The organism is Paraburkholderia sp. GAS33 (assembly GCF_050436645.1).
GTDB lineage: Bacteria > Pseudomonadota > Gammaproteobacteria > Burkholderiales > Burkholderiaceae > Paraburkholderia > Paraburkholderia phenazinium_B.
This window is the reverse complement of record NZ_JBNDMP010000002.1, coordinates 559,376-578,739: the sequence shown is the minus strand read 5'-3', so window position 1 is coordinate 578,739 and position 19,364 is coordinate 559,376. Positions and strand designations below refer to the sequence as shown.

The following is a 19,364-nucleotide window of genomic DNA, read 5'->3' as shown; positions in this document are numbered from 1 at the left end:
TGTCACACCGCGTGCCGACGATGCACTGAATGCGTCGCCGGCGCGTTCTGTTTTCAGGACGCGCGCCTTAAGCGCCAATCCACGGCAAGCCGCGAAAACACCATCCCGAGACCGTCTTCCGATGCCCCTGGCCGTCCTTGTCGCCTTCGAAGCCTTCCAGCAGATCGAACGCCTTGGTGAAACCGGCCTGAGTCGCGGCGATCGCAGCGAGCTTCGAACGGGCGGCGCTACGGCACAGGAGCAACACCGGCGTATCGTTCGCGGCCACCTGACCCAGTTGCTCGAGGAATTCCTGATTCGGCACGGCGCCCGGATAACGGGTCCATTCGACATGTGCGTACTGGCCGTCGCCGATCACCGGCCGGCCAACCCAGTCCAGTTCTGCGCGCGTACGCACGTCGACGAGCCGGGTGCGCGGATCGAGTTGAAGAAGCTCGAAGGCCTCGGCGGGCGACAGCGCGCCCGCGTAGGGCAACTGGTTGTCGAGGCGGCGTTTTTCGGCCTGGGCATACAACTGTTCGAGCGTACTCATGACAGCAAGTCTCCTTCGGACCAAATGACCATTCTAGCGCGGCGGTCGGCTCGGCGGACGCATCGTACTTGCTGCGCGGCCTCGCTGCAGAGCAACGCGCAGTCGAAGATGCGCTGCTCCAAAGTGGTGCAAAATAGGGCGAACGCCCCAAGTCGGGGATTCTATCTTAGGCGCATTTCGAGATTGCCCCATGATGGTGCGAAGGTTTAAAGATTCGGGGCTCGTTCACCCTCTCCGGGGTGTGACGATTCCCCGCGAATGCGCGTGAAGATGGCCTCTGCGCCGGCTTGGCGCATATATGGCACAGAAGCTGCTTAATTGGTGGCCGATCGATTCGATCACCGGCTTTCGGCGTCTGATTTCGCGTGAGATCAATCCGAGGTAGACGTGCCGGGACGGGTCAGCTAGATTTGGGCGGCGGCTAAATCCGCCGAATTCGTTAATCAGGAGATAGGTTATGAGTAAATCCGTGGCCGACGTCATTCAGCTCGTCAAGGACGAGGACGTCAAGTTTGTCGACTTCCGTTTTACCGACACACGCGGCAAAGAACAGCACGTATCGGTGCCGGTGTCGGCATTCAGCGAGGACAAGTTCGAGAGCGGCCATGCGTTTGACGGTTCGTCGATTGCCGGATGGAAGGGTATCGAAGCGTCGGACATGCTGCTCGTGCCGGATGCCGATACGGCCTTCATCGACCCGTTCTACGAAGAGTCGACCCTCGTGCTGACTTGCGACGTCGTCGAACCGGCTGACGGCAAGGGCTACGAACGCGATCCGCGCTCGCTGGCAAAGCGCGCTGAAGCCTATCTGAAGAGCTCGGGTCTGGGCGACACGGCTTACTTCGGTCCGGAACCTGAATTCTTCATTTTCGACTCGGTCCAGTGGAACACGGACATGTCGGGCTGCTTCGTGAAGATCGGTTCGGAAGAAGCACCGTGGTCGTCGGGCAAGGAATTCGAAGGCGGCAACACGGGTCACCGCCCGGGCACGAAGGGTGGCTATTTCCCGGTTGCGCCGGTCGATTCGTTCCAGGACATCCGCTCGGAAATGTGTCTGCTGCTCGAACAGATCGGCATTCCGGTCGAAGTGCACCACCACGAAGTCGGCGGTATGGGCCAGAACGAAATCGGCACCAAGTTCTCGACGCTGGTGCAGCGCGCTGACTGGACGCAGCAACTGAAGTACGTCGTCCACAACGTCGCGCACACGTACGGCAAAACGGCCACCTTCATGCCGAAGCCGGTAGTCGGCGACAACGGTTCGGGTATGCACGTTCACCAGTCGATCTGGAAGGACGGTCAGAACCTGTTCGCAGGCAACGGTTACGCTGGCCTGTCGGAATTCGCACTGTTCTACATCGGCGGCATCATCAAGCACGCTCGCGCGCTGAACGCCATCACGAACCCGGGCACGAACTCGTACAAGCGTCTTGTGCCGCACTTCGAAGCACCGGTCAAGCTCGCTTACTCGGCGCGTAACCGCTCGGCTTCGATCCGTATTCCGCACGTGTCGAACCCGAAAGGACGCCGTATCGAAACGCGCTTCCCGGATCCGCTGGCCAACCCGTACCTGTGCTTCTCGGCACTGATGATGGCAGGTCTGGACGGCGTGCAGAACAAGATCCATCCGGGCGAAGCCGCCGACAAGAACCTGTACGACCTGCCGCCGGAAGAGGATGCAAAGATCCCGACCGTGTGTGCCGGCCTCGATCAGGCGCTGGAAGCGCTGCACGCCGATCGCGAGTTCCTGACGCGCGGTGGCGTGTTCACGGACGCGATGATCGACGCTTACCTGGAACTGAAGGAAGGCGAACTGCAACGTGTGCGTATGACCACGCACCCGGTCGAGTTCGAACTGTACTACTCGCTGTAAGTGGCGATGGCGCTTCGCCTCATGTGTGTGGCGAAGCGCGCGCCCGACGCTCGTGACTGATCGAATGCGGGTCACAAAGGGACGGCGGCGCCGTCCCTTTTTTTGTAGGCACCAGGAAACGTTTGCGAAGCGCGGGCGGTTTGCTGTACCACCATCTCTCATCGGCCAGACTGCAAGATGGTTCTGAAGAATCTGATCAAAGCTAGAAAAGGGCATGCCGAGCCGTTGTCCGAAAACGCGCAGCTGGCGGATTCGGGGCTGCTGACGGGGTTTGAGGCGTTGCCGACGGTCGTGCTCGTGCTCGACAAACGCACGCTGCGGGTCGCGTATGCAAATCCATCCGCTGAAGCGATGCTCGATTTGTCGCGCCGCCAATTGACGCAGATGGCGTGGCCGGACATCTTCGCGAACTCGGACGAGTTGATCGCAACGGTCGCGTCGATTGCGGAACACCGTTTCCACGCGACGCACCTCGATGCGGTGCTCGAGCGTCAAGGCCACGAGCCGCTGCATGTGCATGCGATTGTGGGTTACCTGGACGGCGCGCCGGATTTTGTCTTGCTCGAGCTGTTCGAAAACGAACGCCACCTGCGCACCGACCGCGAAGAGCGTATCAACGATCTGACCGCGGTCAACAAGCAACTGATCCGCAATCTCGCGCATGAGATCAAGAATCCGCTGGGCGGCATTCGCGGTGCGGCGCAATTGCTCGAGTTCGAACTGGGTGTGCGCGAGCGCGACGAGTTGCGCGAGTACACCCAGGTCATCATCAAGGAATCGGACCGGCTGCAAACGCTGGTCGATCGGCTGCTGGAGCCGCACCGTCATCCGCACATCGTAGGCGACGTGAATATTCACGAAGTATGCGAACGCGTGCGCGCGGTGATTCTCGCGGAGTTTCCGCGCGGTCTCACCATCGAGCGCGATTACGACGTGAGCGTGCCCGATCTGCGCGGCGACAAGGAACAACTGATCCAGGCCGTGCTCAACATCGTGCGCAACGCGGCTGAAGCGTTGCGCGAACGGATTTCGCAAGGCGACGCGCGCATCGAATTGCGCACGCGCGTGGCGCGCAAGATCACCATTGCGAAACGTCTATGTAAGCTGGCATTGGACTTGCATATCATCGACAACGGACCAGGCATTCCAGAAGACATCCGCGACCGCATTTTTTATCCGCTCGTTTCGGGGCGCGACGATGGAAGCGGTCTGGGTCTCACGCTCGCGCAGACTTTCGTGCAGCAGCACGATGGACTGATCGAAGTGGACAGCCGTCCGGGCCACACCGAGTTTCAGATTCTGCTGCCGCTCGACTGCTAATACCTCATGCGTCACAAGCGCACCTAAAGACTTCTGACCGACTATATGAAGCCGATCTGGATAGTAGACGACGATCAATCGATACGATGGGTACTCGAGAAGGCGCTCGCTCGCGAGAACTTCGCGACGCGCAGCTTTGCTAACGTGCGCGACGCAGCAGCCGCGCTCGATCACGACAGCCCGCAAGTGCTGGTCTCCGACATCCGCATGCCCGGCGGTTCGGGCCTTGAATTGCTGCAGACGGTGCGCGAAAAGGTGCCGGGCTTGCCCGTCATCATCATGACCGCGTTCTCGGATCTCGACAGCGCCGTGGCCGCGTTTCAGGGCGGTGCCTTCGAATACCTCGCCAAACCGTTCGACGTCGACAAGGCGGTCGAGCTGATTCGCCGCGCCGTCGACGAAAGCGTGCGCGGCGAACAGACGTGGGATGAGCGCGTTGCCGATGCACCGGAAATGCTCGGCCAGGCGCCGGCGATGCAGGATATGTTTCGTGCCATCGGCCGCCTGTCCCATTCTGCGGCAACCGTGCTCATTACCGGCGAATCAGGCACCGGTAAGGAACTGGTCGCGCGCGCCTTGCACCGACATAGCCCACGCGCGAACGGTCCGTTCATCGCATTGAACACGGCGGCGATTCCGAAGGATCTGCTGGAGTCCGAACTATTCGGCCATGAGCGCGGCGCCTTTACCGGCGCGCAGGCGATGCGTCAGGGACGCTTCGAGCAGGCTGAGAATGGCACGCTGTTTCTCGACGAAATCGGCGACATGCCGTTTGATCTGCAGACACGTTTGCTGCGGGTGCTGTCCGATGGCCAGTTCTATCGCGTTGGGGGGCACAGCCCATTGCGCGCGAATGTGCGCGTGATTGCGGCTACGCACCAGAATCTCGAATCGCGGGTGCGTCAGGGTCTGTTCCGCGAAGACTTGTATCACCGGCTTAATGTGATCCGCTTGCGTCTGCCGGCGTTGCGCGAGCGCAGCGAAGACATTCCGCTCCTCACGCGCCATTTCTTGCAGAAAAGCGCGCGCGACCTCGGGGTCGAGCCGAAGCGGGTATCCGAGGAGGCGCTGACGTATCTTGCGTCGCTGCCCTTCCAGGGCAATGTGCGGCAACTCGAGAATCTTGCCAACTGGCTGACCGTGATGGCGCCGGCGCAGACCATCGAGATCAAGGATTTGCCGCCGGATCTGGTGCCGGCTCAGGCGGGCGCTTCGGAGATCGCAGCGGGTGGCGTGCTGGGCGGCGATCCGGCGAGTGGCATCGCGGGGCAGACGGCCGCGAACGGCGCAGCGCTGCCGTCGCATGTAGCGTCGATGCCCGGGATGCCGGTGGCGGTCGCCGTCAGTGCGTGGGAGAGCGGGTTGCGTACGGAAGTCGCCCGGATGCTGCGTGAGAACGCGCCCGATGTGATGGATGAGCTTGCACGACGCTTTGAGGCCGCAGTGATCCGCGAAGCGCTCGATTTCACCCGTGGCCGCAAGGTCGAAGCCGCCGAGCGGCTGGGCATTGGTCGCAATACCATTACGCGCAAGATTCAGGAACTCAACCTCGAACCTTGAGATGAGTTTGACTGGAGAAGGGATGGCGCCGGTTGGCGTCGTCCTTTCGGCATATAGCGTGTAGCGCGTCACAAGGCATAATCGTCGTTGTTCAGTTACGACGGTCTACCATGCCTGCTGCTTTCGCTTCGACTTCTCAGGGTTTCCCAACGTCCCCGGCATCCGCTGCATCCCCGGTTTCCGTTCACTGGCCTCAGTCTCCCGATCCTTTCCTGTCGCTCGAATCGCTCGACGATACTGCCGTGCTGGCCTGGGTCGAGCAGCAGAATGCCCGCACGCGTGCCGCATGGTGCAGCAGCGCGCGCTTCGAGACCCTCAGACAGCAACTGGCCGAGGCTTATTTGCCGCGCGAGCGGCCGGTGATCCCGGATCGCTGGCAAGACTGGGCGTACGACCTGTGGCAGGACGAACACAACCCCAAGGGCATCTGGCGGCGCACCTCATGGGCGAGCTGGCGGGCGGGTACGCCGGCGTGGCAAAACCTGCTCGATTTCGATGCACTTGGGGCGGCCGAAGGCACGCCGTGGGTGTGCGTCGAACTGGACATCCTCTATCCCGATGGTGACCGTGCGCTCGTGACCCTGTCGCCGGGCGGTTCGGACGCCGTGGTGGTGCGGGAATTCGATATCGACGCGCAGCGTTTTCTGAGCGATGGCTTTGTCGTTGCCAAGGCCGGCAAGCACACGGTTTCGTGGATCGACCGCGACAGCGCGTACCTGCGCTGGGACAAAGGCGGCAAGTCGTTGACGCGCTCGGGCTATCCGCGCGAAGTGCGGCGCTGGTCGCGCGGCACTTCGCTCGCCGAGGCACCGGTGGTGTTTCGCGGCGAGTTCGACGACATCAGTGTCGACGCGGACTACGATCCGATCGATCGGCGGCATACGGCGTCCCGCAGCGTCGACTTTTTCGATTCCGAAACCTTCTACCTCGATGCCGCCGGCGCGTGGCAGCGCTACGACGTTCCCACGCATGTGGGCGTGGGCGCGTGGGAAGGCTGGTTGCTGTTCGAGCCGCGCCTCGACTGGTCCCTGGAAGACGCACACTATCCGGGCGGCGCGCTGCTGGCGATCCGCGAGCGCGAATTTCTGGCGGGCGAACGTCGCTTCGTGCCGCTCTTCACGCCGAACGCACAGACCTCGGCGTGCGACTGGACTCACACGCGACATCATCTGATCGTCTCGTATCTGGACGACGTGCAGAGCAAGACAGTTCTCTGGCAACCGCAGCAGAGCGAGGACGGTGCATGGGAGTGGCACTCGCGCGCGTTTCCGGCGCGCGCGAGCTCGCAGGTCGACGTGTCGCCCATCGAACCAACGCTCAATGACGAGGTGTATGTCGATGTCGACGATTACCTGCTGCCGCCCGAATACTGGCTCGCCGATCTGGCGCGCGACGATCTCGCCGAATGGGAATTGCTCGACCGGTGGCCGACCCAGTTCGACGCGACGCCTTATACGGTCAAGCGAGGCCACGCGCAATCCGCCGACGGTACACGTGTGCCATATACGGTCATCGGTCCGCGCGCGCTGCTCGAAACGGCATCGCATGCGGGCGGCTCAGCACAGGCTCGTCCGTGTCTGTTGACTGGCTACGGCGGCTTCGCCATTCCGCTCACGCCGAGCTATCTGACCGGACCTGGGATTGGCTGGCTCGCACAGGGCGGCGTGTTTGTAGTCGCACATATTCGCGGCGGTGGCGAGTTCGGCACCGAATGGCATCGCGCGGCACAAGCGGAAAACCGGCAGCGCTCCTTCGACGATTTCATCGCGGTAGGCGAGGCGCTCATCGCCGATGGCGTGACCACGGCAGCGCAACTGGGCATCAGGGGCGGCAGCAACGGCGGCTTGCTGGTGGCGGCGTGCATGGTGCAGCGCCCCGATCTTTTCAGTGCGGTGGTGTGCGAAGTGCCGCTGCTCGATATGAGCCGCTATCACCTGCTGCATGCCGGCGCATCATGGATCGACGAGTATGGCGATCCCGACGAGCCGGACGAGGCCCGCGTGCTCGCAGCCTACTCGCCGTATCACCACGTGAGCGCCGGGGTGCAGTATCCGCCGGTGCTGTTCACGACCTCGACGAGCGACGATCGGGTCCATCCGGGGCACGCGCGCAAGATGGTGGCACGCATGCAGGCGCTGGGGGCAGAGCGTGTGTGGTATCGGGAAGATACGGACGGCGGGCATGGCGGCGGCTCGGATGAACTGGAGCAGGCCGTCCACGATGCGATGGAGTATGACTTCCTGTGGACCTGCCTGGGCGGCACAGAGGCCGCCTAGACTCAGTTAATCTGCGCAACCACGGGTGCGTGGTCCGACGGCTGTTCCCACTTGCGCGGCACCTTGTCGATATCGCAGGACGTGCAGACTTCAGCAAGCGGCTGTGACAGCAGGATGTGATCGATGCGCAGCCCCGCATTGCGGCGAAACGCCATCATGCGGTAGTCCCACCACGAGAAGATTTTCTCAGGATGATCGAACTGGCGGAACGCATCGACGAGTCCCAGTCCGATCAGGCGCACGAATTCGGCGCGCTCTTCCGGCGAGACGAGGTTCTGTCCTTCCCAGGCCTTCGGGTCGTGGACGTCGCGATCTTCCGGGGCGATGTTGTAGTCGCCGAGCAGCGCGAGCTTCGGATGCTGCGCGAGTTCGCCAATGAGCCAGTCGTGCAGCGCCGCGAGCCAGCCCAGCTTGTAGGCGAACTTCTCGCTGCCCGGCGCCTGACCGTTCGGGAAGTAGGCGGAGATGATCCGCACGCCTTCGATCGTCGCGGTGATCACGCGTTGCTGCGGGTCCTCATGGCCCGGGATATTGCGCACGATCGTGCTTTCATCGACGTTCAAACCGTCGCGCACGAGGATGCCCACGCCGTTATAGGTCTTCTGGCCGGCGAACCAGCTTCGGTAGCCTTTTGCCTCGAATTCGGCGCGCGGGAACTTGTCGTCGGTCAGCTTGAGCTCCTGCAGGCAGAGCACGTCGACCTGACTCGTTTCGAGCCAGTCCATCACATGCTGCTGGCGGACTTTCAGTGAGTTGACGTTCCAGGTGGCGATTTTCATTGGCGATGTCGATGCTCGAAAGAGGAGTGGGGCGGCAACTGGGGCCATTTCGGTACTGTTGACCGAGATGATAACCGTCTCATTCGCAATCGGAAAATCGCAGTCGCAGCGTTGAGCCTGCCTCTTCGCTGATACTGTCGGTATCCTAATCAATTGATCGAAACGGAACGTGGGACGTTCTCTTCCACCGGGCATTTTTTCCGGCCCGCCGGAGCCGCGTCGCCGTTGCAGTTTCACAACATCAATCTGCCACGCTTGACGAGGCCGCAACCCTCGCCAGGACTGGGGTTCGCGCCGGTCGCCAAACCCTCAGACCAGACACCCGATTGCGCCCAGCGATGACCTGGGTAGGATGCATCAAGCGCAGCAATCTTCGCGCGACGTGTGTTTGTGCCGCGACCTGGTCGCGGCTTTTTTTTAGCTGCCCGGCGGCTCTTCGCAGTGTTCGTCCACCCACGCCTTGGCGCACGCGCTGGCGAATTCGATGGCCTCGTGCTCGTCGACGAAACCCTGGGCGAAGATCATGTCATGTGTTTCGGGGACGCCGGCTTCGAGCCCGGGCGGTAACTCGATGCGCGCGTTGCCGACAATCTCGCCGTTTTCAATGCCGGCTGAGACGTGGATCGTGCATGACTTGTACGCGCATTCCATAGGTGTTGCTCCACAGCGAAAGTTGATCGGATCGTCGCCATCTTTTGTCCGACGTGACCAGCAAGCGTCGAGCCTGACCCCGTGAATTTTTCGTGGCGCCTGCCAACGAACGTGCGATAGAAAACCTTACGCTACCGCCGCGCACGAAGCGCCCATGAGGCGTTGTCTTTCAATCTGAATTGGCGCGCGGGCACGAGCCGAGGAATTCCCTGATCAACCCGATCAGCCGATCGTGGTCGCAAGGTTTCACGAAGTACGCATCGAAGCCGCAGCTTTCGGCCCGCTGCCATTCGGAATGGGTCGAGAATCCGGTATGGGCGATCAGCAACATCTCCTGTGCCTCGTCGCGCAACGTGGTGGCGGTGTCCCAGCCATTGCCGATACGCATCGACAGGTCGAGGATCGCCACTGCCGGCTGGGCAGCCCGCGCGAGGCGCAGCGCTTCCTGTCCGCTATAGGCCGTCAATACCTCGAAACCGGCAAGCCGGAGAACCTGCGCCGCGGACTGGCACGCGAGCTGGTCGTCGTCGGCGATCATCAATAGATGGTTCTGCAAAGACGCGGGGCGCGGCATACGCCACACCGTGACTTTCGGCGCCGGTGCAAATGGGTCCATGTGTCCTCCTCCAGATCAATTCGGCAGAGCAACGCGCGTTCCTCGCTGTTGCGTGCCGGTTGTATGCGTTGTTGCGTGGCCGGTCGCGCGCGCCGTGAGTGGATTGTGCCGCAAGAGCATGGCAGCCCGCTGACGCGCTGCCAGCGTCAAGCCGCCGCGGGGTCGGACAGGAAAATAAATACCGGGGCGCTCCCTGGCGGGGCGTATAGTGAGACGATATTCATGAACCGGGGAATTGCCATGGCTGAACTGTACCCAGCGCTCTATAAGGACTTCGAAGTGCACCCGCTGGTTTTTTCGCGGGAGTTCGACAAGTTCGATGGCCACAAGCGGCACGCCGAGGGCTACGACGTTGCGGTGCGCGTGTGTCGGCCAGGGGCAATCAGCGGTTCGAAGGCGAGCCGCGTGTTTCGTCTCGTGCGGCCTGCTACGTTCTCCGATTTCGGCATCGCCAAGCGCAGCGCGAGCCAGTACGGCGCAGACATCATTGACGGCAAAGTGGAAGGGGCGTCAGTCGCCGATCTTTGACGTTAAGAAAATAATCCACCCGATTGTTTGACGATATGCCGACATCTCTATACAATCCGTTTCCTCTGACGCGGGGTGGAGCAGTCTGGCAGCTCGTCGGGCTCATAACCCGAAGGTCGTAGGTTCAAATCCTACCCCCGCAACCAAGCATCATGGAAAGCCCGCTGGCGTAAGCCACGCGGGCTTTTTTCATTGGATGGCGGCGGTAGCTGCTGGATGTTATGTTCGATCAGCGATTGAGACCATTACGGAATCCTTAGGACTTTTTATTTGCTCGGCGCGCGGGTTCACAACGGACAAGGGGCTGCCTGCATGCCCAATTGACCGGGGCGAATCCGTCATGGGTTCTGAAAGGAACCAAAGGTACTATTCGCCGCTTGCGGGTTGTGCGTCCGGTCAGGGTGTACGGTCCCGAGGCAACCCTGGTTTCGAGGAAGTTGAAATGGCGACATACATCCTGTTGGGCGGTGGTTTCGGGCTGGCTCTTGCAATTGCAATATGGGGCATCTGGAAGCTCCGGTAGGGCGGTTTTCGAACCCGTTTCCCCACAATCCCATCATCGCCGCATAATATTTTCATCGCGTTGTATCAAGAACCTGCTAGAAGCTAGATATTCCGCTGGTGCGAGGGCCGTATTTGCGTCAGTCGCCAATATGGTCAGGCATGCCGTTAATTTCAATTAACTTACGACACCCTATGTCCTCATCTGTCACCAGTCCCTCGTCCCATACAGCCGCCGCCGCGCCCAGTCTCGTGCTTGGCGCCATCGGCGTCGTGTTCGGCGACATCGGCACAAGCCCGCTGTACACATTGCGCGAATGTCTGAAGGCCGCGGGCGGCATCAACCAGACGAATGTGTTCGGCATCGTCTCGCTGATTCTCTGGTCGATCATCATGGTGGTCACGCTCAAGTACGTGAGCTTCGTGATGCGCGCCGACAACGACGGTGAAGGCGGCATTCTCGCCCTGACCGCGTTGGCCTCGCGTGTCGCGCCGGCGCGGCTGTCGCAAGTGCTGCTGACGCTCGGCGTATTCGGTGCTGCGATGTTCTATGGCGACTCGATGATCACGCCAGCCATTTCGGTGATCTCGGCGGTGGAGGGCGTCACGCTGGTCGACCCCAAACTGACCGCGTGGATCGTGCCGATCTCGCTGGTCATCCTGACGGGTCTTTTCAAGCTGCAAAAGCGCGGCACGGGGACGGTCGGCAAGGTATTCGGCCCGATCATGATCGTCTGGTTTGTCACGCTGGCCGCGTTGGGGCTGCTGCACATCGTGACCGGCCCGGGCATCATCAAGGCGGTTTCGCCGCTGTACGCCGTGACGTTCGTGACGCGCGCGCCCGGCACGGCGTTCGTGGTGCTGGGTTCGGTGTTCCTTGCGCTGACGGGGGGCGAGGCGCTCTATGCCGACATGGGGCACTTCGGCAAGAAGCCGATTCGCCTTGCCTGGCTGCTGCTGGTGCTGCCTAGCCTGATTCTCAACTACTTCGGTCAGGGTGCACTGGTGCTGGCGCGGCCCTCGACCATCGAGCAGCCGTTCTTCGAGTCCGCGCCCGGCTGGGCGCTCGTGCCGCTGGTTGTGCTTGCCACGTTCGCCACCATCATCGCCTCGCAGGCAGTGATCTCCGGTGCCTTCTCGATGACCAAGCAGGCGGTCCAGCTCGGCTTCCTGCCGCGCATCCCCGTCGTCCATACGTCGACGCACGAAGTCGGGCAGGTCTACGTGCCGTTCATCAACGTATCGCTGTACGCCGCGGTGGTGTTCCTCGTGGTGTTCTTCAAATCTTCGGACAATCTGGCTGCGGCGTACGGGATTGCCGTTGCCTCGACCATGCTGCTGACTACGCTGCTGATGTATTTCATCACCCACTCCCTGTGGAAGTGGAGTCCGCTCGCCACCTTCGTGGTGATCGGACCGCTGGCGCTGGTCGATGCGGTGTTCGTCTCGAGTAACGTCAGCAAGGTCGCTGAAGGCGGTTGGTTCCCGCTGCTGGCGGGCGGCGTGCTGTTCACGGTGATGACCACCTGGCACCGCGGCCGCGAGCTGGTGGTCGAGCGCATGAAGACCGACAATATTCCGCTCGCCGGTCTGATCCAGTCGCTGTGCGGCGGCTCGCATCCGCCGCCGCGCGTTGAAGGCACGGCGGTCTTCCCGGGGGGCGTGGCCGGCATGACACCCTCTGCGTTCATGCACAATCTGAAGCACAACCGCGTCATGCACGGGACCAACATCTTCATGGCCGGCATGACCGAGAACGTTCCGCACGTGCACGACGAGGAGAAAATCACCGTCGAGAACATGGGTTATGGCTGCTATGCGGTCAACGTGCGCCATGGCTTCATGGAGATCCCGAACGTGCCGGCGGTTTTGTTGCTGGTCGCCAAGGCGATCCCCGACTGGGAATACGAGCCGGCGGACACCTCGTTCTTCCTTGCCCGCGATACGGTGCTTGCCACCGGCGAGAGCAAGGAAATGGCGCTGTGGCGCGAGAAGCTGTTTGCATTCCTCGGCCGCAATGCGGCGCAGGCGGCCGAGTACTACAGCTTGCCGGCAAACCGTGTGGTCGAACTGGGCGGACAGATCAATCTGTAGGTTGGGACGAAGGTGGGGCAGGCCGGTTGGTCTTTCGAACCGGCGCCCCTCGCTCTTGCGGAATCCTTTCCGTTTTTGAGCGCCTGAAAGGCAGACGACGAGCAGTGTTGCGTCTTCTGAAGCCACTGCGCAACACAATCCTGTTGAGTTGGCATTGCCTGGCGAATCAAGTTGACTTCCAAGTCTCAAAATGTCTAGAATTCGGCCGTTATCACAAATGGGGCAAATGCCTTGGACAGTAGCAGTAGTCGATCTTCGATCGGATTTGCCGCCTGATTGGCAGGACGCCCGCGCTGTAATTCTCTAGCCGCCGTCATGCCAGCAGGCAGACGGTGCGCGCCGTAGTAAATCTCTCCGTGCACCTCAAATAGCGCCGTACGAACGCAGCGTTGTCGCGCGTTTGCATGGCCCCGTGTCGCGAGCGCCGCTCGTGGCTGCGTTTGCGCGCGCCTGCTTATGGGCTCCCGCTACGCATGTTTTTGAAGGAGCACCCCGTGCCAGACCCTGACAGTTGTCCCTTATGCCGCTATGCCTTCCCTTTGTCTAAAGGAAGCGAGTAGAACTTCTGGGCCGCTCCGCTGATGCGCAGGCGCTCCGGGTCTGCTGGCTTCCATTGAATGCGTTAAGCCAACGCTCGGAGCAATACCATGAATTTCGGCCTCCTCCTGTCGCAACTCCCGCATGTCCAGGAAGCGCGCGTCCACTACGACGCCATGCTTTCGCTGCAAGCCCGCGGACCGCATAAGTTAGTCGTGCTCTGGCACAGCCTGAAGTCCCTGTTTTCCTGATTCCTTTGCTCCTGCGCCATCTGCAGGGGCGTTTCGTCGTTCGCGATGAGACGCCCCTGCGGAGGGTGCTGACGTGTGCTGTCCTTGTTCGAGACGCCAGATGAATTTCAGTTTCAATCTAAACCGCACCGCTAATGCGTCCGCCTGGCGCTTGCTGCCCAACGGCTGGGACTTCGTCGCCTTTCCGCTGATCATCTGCGTGATCGCCTTCACGGCGATTGGCTTTCACCAGACGCTCGCGCCGATGTCGACGCTCAAGACCCAGGTGATCTCGCTCGACCCGTCGAGCCTGCCCGAATACGCGCTGCGCACCACGTTGCGCATGCTGGCGGCGATGGCGGCGTCGCTGGCGTTCACGCTGATCTACGGCACGATTGCTTCCAAGAGCCGCCGCGCCGAAAAAGTGCTGGTGCCGATTCTCGACATCCTGCAGTCGGTGCCGGTGCTCGGCTTTATTTCGTTCACGGTGACGTTCTTCATCGGGCTGTTTCCGGGGCGGGTGCTGGGCGCCGAACTGGCGGCGATCTTCGCGATCTTCACGAGCCAGGCCTGGAACATGACCTTCAGCTTCTACCAGTCGCTGCGCTCGGTACCGCGCGATCTGGACGAGGTCTCGCGCGGCTTTCACCTGACCGGCTGGCAGCGCTTCTGGAAGCTCGAAGTACCGTTCTCGATGCCCGGCCTCATCTGGAACATGATGATGTCGATGTCGGGCGGCTGGTTCTTCGTGGTGGCTTCCGAAGCGATCACGGTGGGCAACAACACGATCACGCTGCCGGGGATCGGCGCCTACCTGGCGCAGGCGATCGCGGACAAGAACATGCATGCGATCGGCTGGGTCATCCTGACCATGACGATCGTGATCATCGCGTACGACCAGTTGCTGTTCCGTCCGCTCGTCGCGTGGGCCGACAAGTTCCGCATGGAAACGACCAGTTCGGGTAACGCGCCGGAGTCCTGGCTGCTCGACCTCGTGCGCCGCACCCGTCTGATTCACCGCGGCCTCGTGCCGATGGGCAAGCTGTTCGCCAATACGGCGCGTATGCCCATGCGTCTGCCAGGCCTGGGGCAACTCAAGTTCAGCATGCCGCGCCGCCAGAAGTCGTCGCGCCTGGGGGACATCATCTGGGGCGTCCTCGTGATTCTCCTGACGCTCTACGTCGTCTATCGCGTCGTCGCCTATGTGCGGACCGGCGTCACGCTTGATGAAGTGGGCCATGTCTTCGTGCTCGGCCTGATCACGCTGCTGCGGGTGGCGCTGCTGATCGCGATCTCGTCGGCGATCTGGGTGCCGATCGGCGTGCTGATCGGGCTGCGTCCGGCGCTGGCCGAGAAGATCCAGCCGCTCGCGCAGTTCCTCGCCGCGTTCCCGGCCAACCTGCTGTTCCCGGTGTTCGTGATCGTGATCGTGCGCTTCCATCTGAACCCGGATATCTGGCTGTCGCCGCTGATCGTGCTGGGTACCCAGTGGTACATCCTGTTCAACGTGATTGCAGGGGCGAGCGCCTATCCGAACGACTATCGCGAAGTCTCGAAGAACTTCAGCATTCGCGGCTGGCAGTGGTGGCGCAAGGCGATGCTGCCTGGAATTTTCCCGTACTACGTGACGGGCGCAATTACCGCTTCGGGTGGCGCGTGGAATGCGAGCATCGTGGCCGAGTATGTGCAGTGGGGCGATACCAAGGTGGTGGCCCACGGGCTGGGCTCGTATATCGCGCAGACCACGGCGGCGGGCGACTTCCCGAAGATCATTCTCGGCATTGCGGTGATGTCGCTGTTCGTGACGTTGTTCAACCGCACGTTGTGGCGTCCGATGTACGCCTATGCCGAATCCAAACTGCGGCTCGACTGAGCGCCCCTATAACTGACGTTTCGCCTCGGCCCTTTGAAGGGGCTTAAAAAAGCAGGGCGACACGGTGTTTTATTGTGAGAGTGACCACCATGCTAAATCCTAAAATCGTCTCGGCCGATCTGTTTCCGACGCCGCCGCAGACTCAGATCCCGGCCACGCCTGCACGCCTTGGCGCAGAAGTGCTGCGCGTCACCGACGTGAGCCGCGGCTTCGACAAGAACCAGGACGAATTGCTGGTGCTCGACGGGGTGAACCTGTCGCTGCGCGAAGGCGAGATCGTCGGCATGCTGGGCCGCTCGGGCTCGGGCAAGTCGACGCTGCTGCGTATCATCGCCGGCCTGATCGAACCGACCAGCGGCGATGTGAACTACCTCGGCAAGCCGCTTAGCGGTCCCGCCAAGGGCGTGGCGATGGTGTTCCAGACCTTCGCGCTGTTCCCCTGGCTCACGGTTCTGCAGAACGTGGAAGCGGGTCTGGAAGCGCAGGGCGTCGGTGCTCGCGAACGCCGCGAACGCGCGCTGGCGGCGATCGATCTGATCGGTCTGGACGGTTTTGAGAACGCTTATCCGCGCGAGTTGTCGGGCGGCATGCGGCAACGCGTGGGCTTCGCCCGCGCACTGGTGGTCGACCCGACGCTGCTGCTGATGGATGAGCCGTTCTCCGCGCTCGACGTGCTGACCGCCGAAACGCTGCGTACCGACCTGCTGGATCTGTGGACGCAGGGCCGTATGCCGATCAAGTCAGTCCTGATCGTCACGCACAACATCGAAGAAGCGGTGTTCATGTGCGACCGGATTCTGGTGCTGTCGTCGAATCCCGGCAAAGTGGTGGCTGAGATCAAGGTGCCATTTGCGCATCCGCGCAACCGGCTCGATCCGGCGTTCCGCAAGCTGGTGGACGAGATCTACGCGAAAATGACCGCGCGTCAGGCTGGTGAGTCGACCAGGAAGGGCCTGGAACTGGGAAGCCTGCTGCCGCATGTGTCGACCAACCTGATGGCCGGTCTGATCGAAATGCTCGCCATGGCGCCTTACCACGGCCGTGCGGACATGCCGGAAATTGCCCGTTCGCTGCATCTCGAAGTGGACGATCTGTTCCCGGTCGCCGAAATGCTGCAGCACCTGGGCTTCGCCGAAGTCCGCGAAGGCGACATTCTGTTGACGCCGCCTGCGCGCGTGTTCGCTGAACTCGGCACGCAGGAACGCAAGCTGATGTTCGCCGAGCATCTGCTGCGCCACGTGCCGCTTGCGAGCCGGATCAAGACGGTGCTCAACGAACGTCCGGGGCATCGTGCGCCGCGTGTGCGTTTCGAACAGGAACTGGAAGACTTCCTGACGGACAGCGCGGCCGAAGAGACGCTCGACGCGGTGATCAACTGGGGCCGCTATGGCGAGATCTTCTCGTACAACGACCAGACCGAACTGTTCAGTCTGGAGGACGTGGAGGCCTGAGCGCGGTTATTCAGCTATTGAAAGAACGCAGCGGCATCAGCGTGCCGCTGCGCGCTGAGCGTCCGCCTCGATCGCCCAGTCGACCGCAGCCTGCGCATGCAGCGCTGTGGTATCGAACACCGGCAACGCGGCATGCTCCGGCTTGATCAGGAGCGTGATCTCCGTGCAGCCGAGAATCACCGCCTGCGCCCCGCGGGTGGCCAGGTCCTCGATCACGCGCTGATAGACGCGCCGTGATTCCTCGTGGACCACGCCATGGCATAACTCGTCGTAAATGATGCGATGCACTTCCGCGCGATCGGCTTCGTTCGGCGTCAGCGTTTCGAGTGCGTAGCGTTCGTTCAGGCGTCCCGTGTAAAACGTCTGCTCCATCGTATAGCGCGTGCCGAGCAACCCCACACGCTCGACGCCAGCTTCGCGCAAAGCGCTGCCGGTCGGGTCGGCGATATGCAGGAAGGGAATCGAGATGGCTTGTTCGATCGACTCGTACACCCGATGCATCGTATTGGTGGCGAGGATCACGAGGTCCGCGCCGCCGCGTTCGAGTTGCTGCGCGGCGTCGGCCATCTGCGTACCGAGCGCGGCCCAGTCGCCGGCGCGCTGGAGCGCTTCCACTTCGGCGAAGTCAACGGTCAGCAAGACGCTGCGAGCATTGTGGTGGCCGCCGAGCCGCGCCTTAGTGTGGCGGTTGAGCAGCCGGTAATACTCGCTGGATGACTCCCAGCTCATGCCGCCGATGATGCCGATCGTTTTCATATCCCTGTCCTGCCGATGCGTATGGGTGAGCGACGAGTATAGGCCGGGCGGGGCGCTGGAAAGCGGTACGGATCGGCGCGCTTGCGCCGGTACGGTGGGAGTTGCGGCGGCGGATTCGTGCCTCTGGCCTGACTGATCCTAAGCCTTCGGCAGGGTGGATTTTTTGCCGCGCGACTTGCGTGGCTTCGGCTCGACGCCGATCCGCGGATCGCGGGCGAGCACGAGCGCCGTCACCTCGTCGACGGTGGTTTCGAACGCCGGATCGTCCTGGGCGACATAGAGCCACTTTCCCAGCACCGGGTGTGGCTGCAAGGCGGGCAGCTCCTCCATCAGCGCGGCGTGCCTGTCCTGCGAGGAGCACACCAGCAGGCCGTTCCACGGCCGGTCGCGATCGCCCGCGACCAGGCACAACAGGCCGTCGATATAAGCGGCGTCCAGGCCGAACATCCGCTTGGTGATGAAGGTCGAATCGCGCTCGAAGGCGTCGAAGATCCAGAGTAGCGAGTTGCGGATGGAAGAGGGCATGGGCGTAACGATCCGTGAGCTTCTTGATAATACTACTGTATTTTTGTACAGTATATGCATCTTGAACCAGCTCGACTCTCCTCCGGCGGATTCGCCCTCGCCGCCGCCCCCGCCCTTGCGCAAGATCATCCATTGCGACTGCGACTGTTTCTACGCGTCGGTCGAAATGCGCGACGAACCGTCCTTGCGCGGCCGGCCGCTGGCAGTGGGCGGGCGGCCCGATCATCGCGGCGTGGTGGCCACCTGCAACTACGAGGCGCGGCGCTTTGGCGTGCATTCGGCCATGTCGTCGGCAATGGCGTTGCGCAAGTGTCCCGATTTGCTGCTCATCCCGCCGACCATGGAGAAATACCGCATCGCCTCGCGCCAGATCATGGCGATCTACCGCGATTACGCTGTTGAGGTCGAACCGCTGTCGCTCGACGAAGCCTATCTGGACGTCACCCACACCGAGCGCTGTAAAGGCAGCGCCACGCTGATGGCTAACGAGATCCGCAAGCGTGTCCGTGAGACGGTCGGCGTGACGGTGTCGGCCGGCGTGGCGCCCAACAAGTTCGTCGCCAAGATCGCCTCCGACTGGAACAAGCCCGACGGTCTTTATGTGGTGCGGCCGCACGAGGTTGACGCGTTCGTCGCCGCATTGCCGGTGCGCAAGATTTTCGGGGTGGGCAAGGTGACGGCGGCGAAGCTCGAAAAGCTCGGGCTCGTGACTTGCGCCCAGTTGCGCGAGTGGCCGCTCGTCGATCTGCATCGTCAGTTCGGCGTGTTCGGCAGGCGGCTCTACGAGTTGTCGCGCGGCATCGACGACCGGCCCGTGCGCTCGGACCGGGAGCGCAAATCGGTGAGCGTGGAGACGACTTACGTCACGGATCTGCGCACGCTCGAAGAGTGCGCGGCGGAACTGCGGCGTCTGGCCGAACAACTGGACGTACGGATTGCGCGCGCCGAGGCGGCAGCGGCCGTGCGCAAGCTGTTCGTGAAGATCCGCTTCGCCGATTTTCAGCGCACTACGGTCGAATGCGTCGGCGAGGTTACCCATCTGCCGACCTTTCTCGCGTTGCTGGAAAAGGGCTTTGCGCGCCGCAACCAGGCGGTGCGGCTGCTGGGTGTGGGCGTGCGGCTCGAGGAAGAGCATCTTGCCCAGCACGGGCAGTTCGAGCTGTTCGATGAAGAGCCGGCGGATGAGGTCATCGAAGCGCCGGAGCAAGCGCCTCCGGACGATTCTGCCGAATAGTCGTCCAGTTGTCGTTTAGTCGCCCCCA

The 19,364-nt window shown here is 62.1% G+C and carries 16 protein-coding genes and 1 tRNA gene; 11 read left to right on the top strand and 6 right to left on the bottom strand.

The genetic code is table 11. From position 1 onward, the window contains the following. Positions 1-67: 67 nt before the first annotated feature. Entirely contained in the window at positions 68-532 is a 465-nt protein-coding gene (locus P3T24_RS08975; RefSeq protein ID WP_074264127.1) for a rhodanese-like domain-containing protein, read from the bottom strand. A gap of 457 nt (positions 533-989) precedes the next feature. On the opposite strand from P3T24_RS08975, the gene glnA reads away from it, so the two are divergent. The 4 genes from glnA (at position 990) to P3T24_RS08955 (ending at position 7,561) form a co-directional block, all read left to right on the top strand. Beyond that, positions 990-2,405, top strand: a complete 1,416-nt coding sequence (gene glnA, locus P3T24_RS08970) for a type I glutamate--ammonia ligase (RefSeq protein ID WP_074264128.1) — start codon at positions 990-992, stop codon at positions 2,403-2,405. Positions 2,406-2,582: 177 nt separating this feature from the next. After that, on the top strand, positions 2,583-3,725 hold the full coding sequence (glnL, locus tag P3T24_RS08965; protein ID WP_074264129.1) for a nitrogen regulation protein NR(II): 1,143 nt from the start codon (positions 2,583-2,585) through the stop codon (positions 3,723-3,725). Between the two features lie 45 nt (positions 3,726-3,770). Further along, positions 3,771-5,285: a nitrogen regulation protein NR(I) gene (gene ntrC / locus P3T24_RS08960; protein ID WP_074264130.1), complete on the top strand. Its 1,515-nt coding sequence runs from the start codon at positions 3,771-3,773 to the stop codon at positions 5,283-5,285. A gap of 110 nt (positions 5,286-5,395) precedes the next feature. Further along, positions 5,396-7,561 carry a prolyl oligopeptidase family serine peptidase gene (locus tag P3T24_RS08955; protein WP_429433873.1) on the top strand — a complete coding sequence of 722 codons (2,166 nt, stop codon included), beginning with the start codon at positions 5,396-5,398 and terminating at the stop codon, positions 7,559-7,561. Between the two features lie 2 nt (positions 7,562-7,563). Here the strand turns inward: P3T24_RS08955 and xth are convergent, their stop codons facing one another. The 3 genes from xth to P3T24_RS08940 all read right to left on the bottom strand — a co-directional run bounded on the left by xth (position 7,564) and on the right by P3T24_RS08940 (position 9,607). Beyond that, a complete protein-coding gene (xth, locus tag P3T24_RS08950; protein WP_074264132.1) occupies positions 7,564-8,340 on the bottom strand; it encodes an exodeoxyribonuclease III in 777 nt (258 codons plus the stop codon). A 417-nt stretch (positions 8,341-8,757) separates the two neighbouring features. Further along, positions 8,758-8,991 (bottom strand): hypothetical protein, encoded by a 234-nt coding sequence (locus tag P3T24_RS08945; protein WP_429404460.1) that lies wholly within the window; start codon positions 8,989-8,991, stop codon positions 8,758-8,760. Positions 8,992-9,160: 169 nt separating this feature from the next. Continuing rightward, positions 9,161-9,607 (bottom strand): response regulator, encoded by a 447-nt coding sequence (locus tag P3T24_RS08940; RefSeq protein WP_083611389.1) that lies wholly within the window; start codon positions 9,605-9,607, stop codon positions 9,161-9,163. A gap of 240 nt (positions 9,608-9,847) precedes the next feature. On the opposite strand from P3T24_RS08940, the gene P3T24_RS08935 reads away from it, so the two are divergent. The 6 genes from P3T24_RS08935 to P3T24_RS08910 all read left to right on the top strand — a co-directional run bounded on the left by P3T24_RS08935 (position 9,848) and on the right by P3T24_RS08910 (position 16,821). After that, positions 9,848-10,135 carry a hypothetical protein gene (locus P3T24_RS08935; protein WP_074264134.1) on the top strand — a complete coding sequence of 96 codons (288 nt, stop codon included), beginning with the start codon at positions 9,848-9,850 and terminating at the stop codon, positions 10,133-10,135. Between the two features lie 69 nt (positions 10,136-10,204). Beyond that, positions 10,205-10,281 (top strand) — tRNA-Met (locus tag P3T24_RS08930). A gap of 550 nt (positions 10,282-10,831) precedes the next feature. Next, entirely contained in the window at positions 10,832-12,730 is a 1,899-nt protein-coding gene (locus P3T24_RS08925; protein ID WP_074264135.1) for a potassium transporter Kup, read from the top strand. Between the two features lie 647 nt (positions 12,731-13,377). Continuing rightward, entirely contained in the window at positions 13,378-13,518 is a 141-nt protein-coding gene (locus P3T24_RS08920) for a hypothetical protein (RefSeq protein WP_166660733.1), read from the top strand. A gap of 100 nt (positions 13,519-13,618) precedes the next feature. Beyond that, the gene (locus P3T24_RS08915; protein ID WP_429404463.1) at positions 13,619-15,370 is read left to right on the top strand and encodes an ABC transporter permease; all 1,752 of its coding nucleotides are present in this window, start codon (positions 13,619-13,621) and stop codon (positions 15,368-15,370) included. 89 nt (positions 15,371-15,459) lie between these two features. Then, entirely contained in the window at positions 15,460-16,821 is a 1,362-nt protein-coding gene (locus tag P3T24_RS08910; RefSeq protein ID WP_074264137.1) for an AAA-associated domain-containing protein, read from the top strand. 36 nt (positions 16,822-16,857) lie between these two features. On the opposite strand, the gene P3T24_RS08905 is transcribed toward P3T24_RS08910, so the two are convergent. Further along, a complete protein-coding gene (locus tag P3T24_RS08905) occupies positions 16,858-17,577 on the bottom strand; it encodes an aspartate/glutamate racemase family protein (protein WP_429433870.1) in 720 nt (239 codons plus the stop codon). A gap of 138 nt (positions 17,578-17,715) precedes the next feature. Next, entirely contained in the window at positions 17,716-18,102 is a 387-nt protein-coding gene (locus tag P3T24_RS08900) for a hypothetical protein (protein WP_429404469.1), read from the bottom strand. Between P3T24_RS08900 and dinB the strand changes: the two genes are divergently transcribed. Then, a complete protein-coding gene (gene dinB, locus P3T24_RS08895; protein WP_429433867.1) occupies positions 18,101-19,336 on the top strand; it encodes a DNA polymerase IV in 1,236 nt (411 codons plus the stop codon). The two genes, P3T24_RS08900 and dinB, sit on opposite strands and share 2 nt — an antisense overlap. Positions 19,337-19,364: the final 28 nt, after the last annotated feature.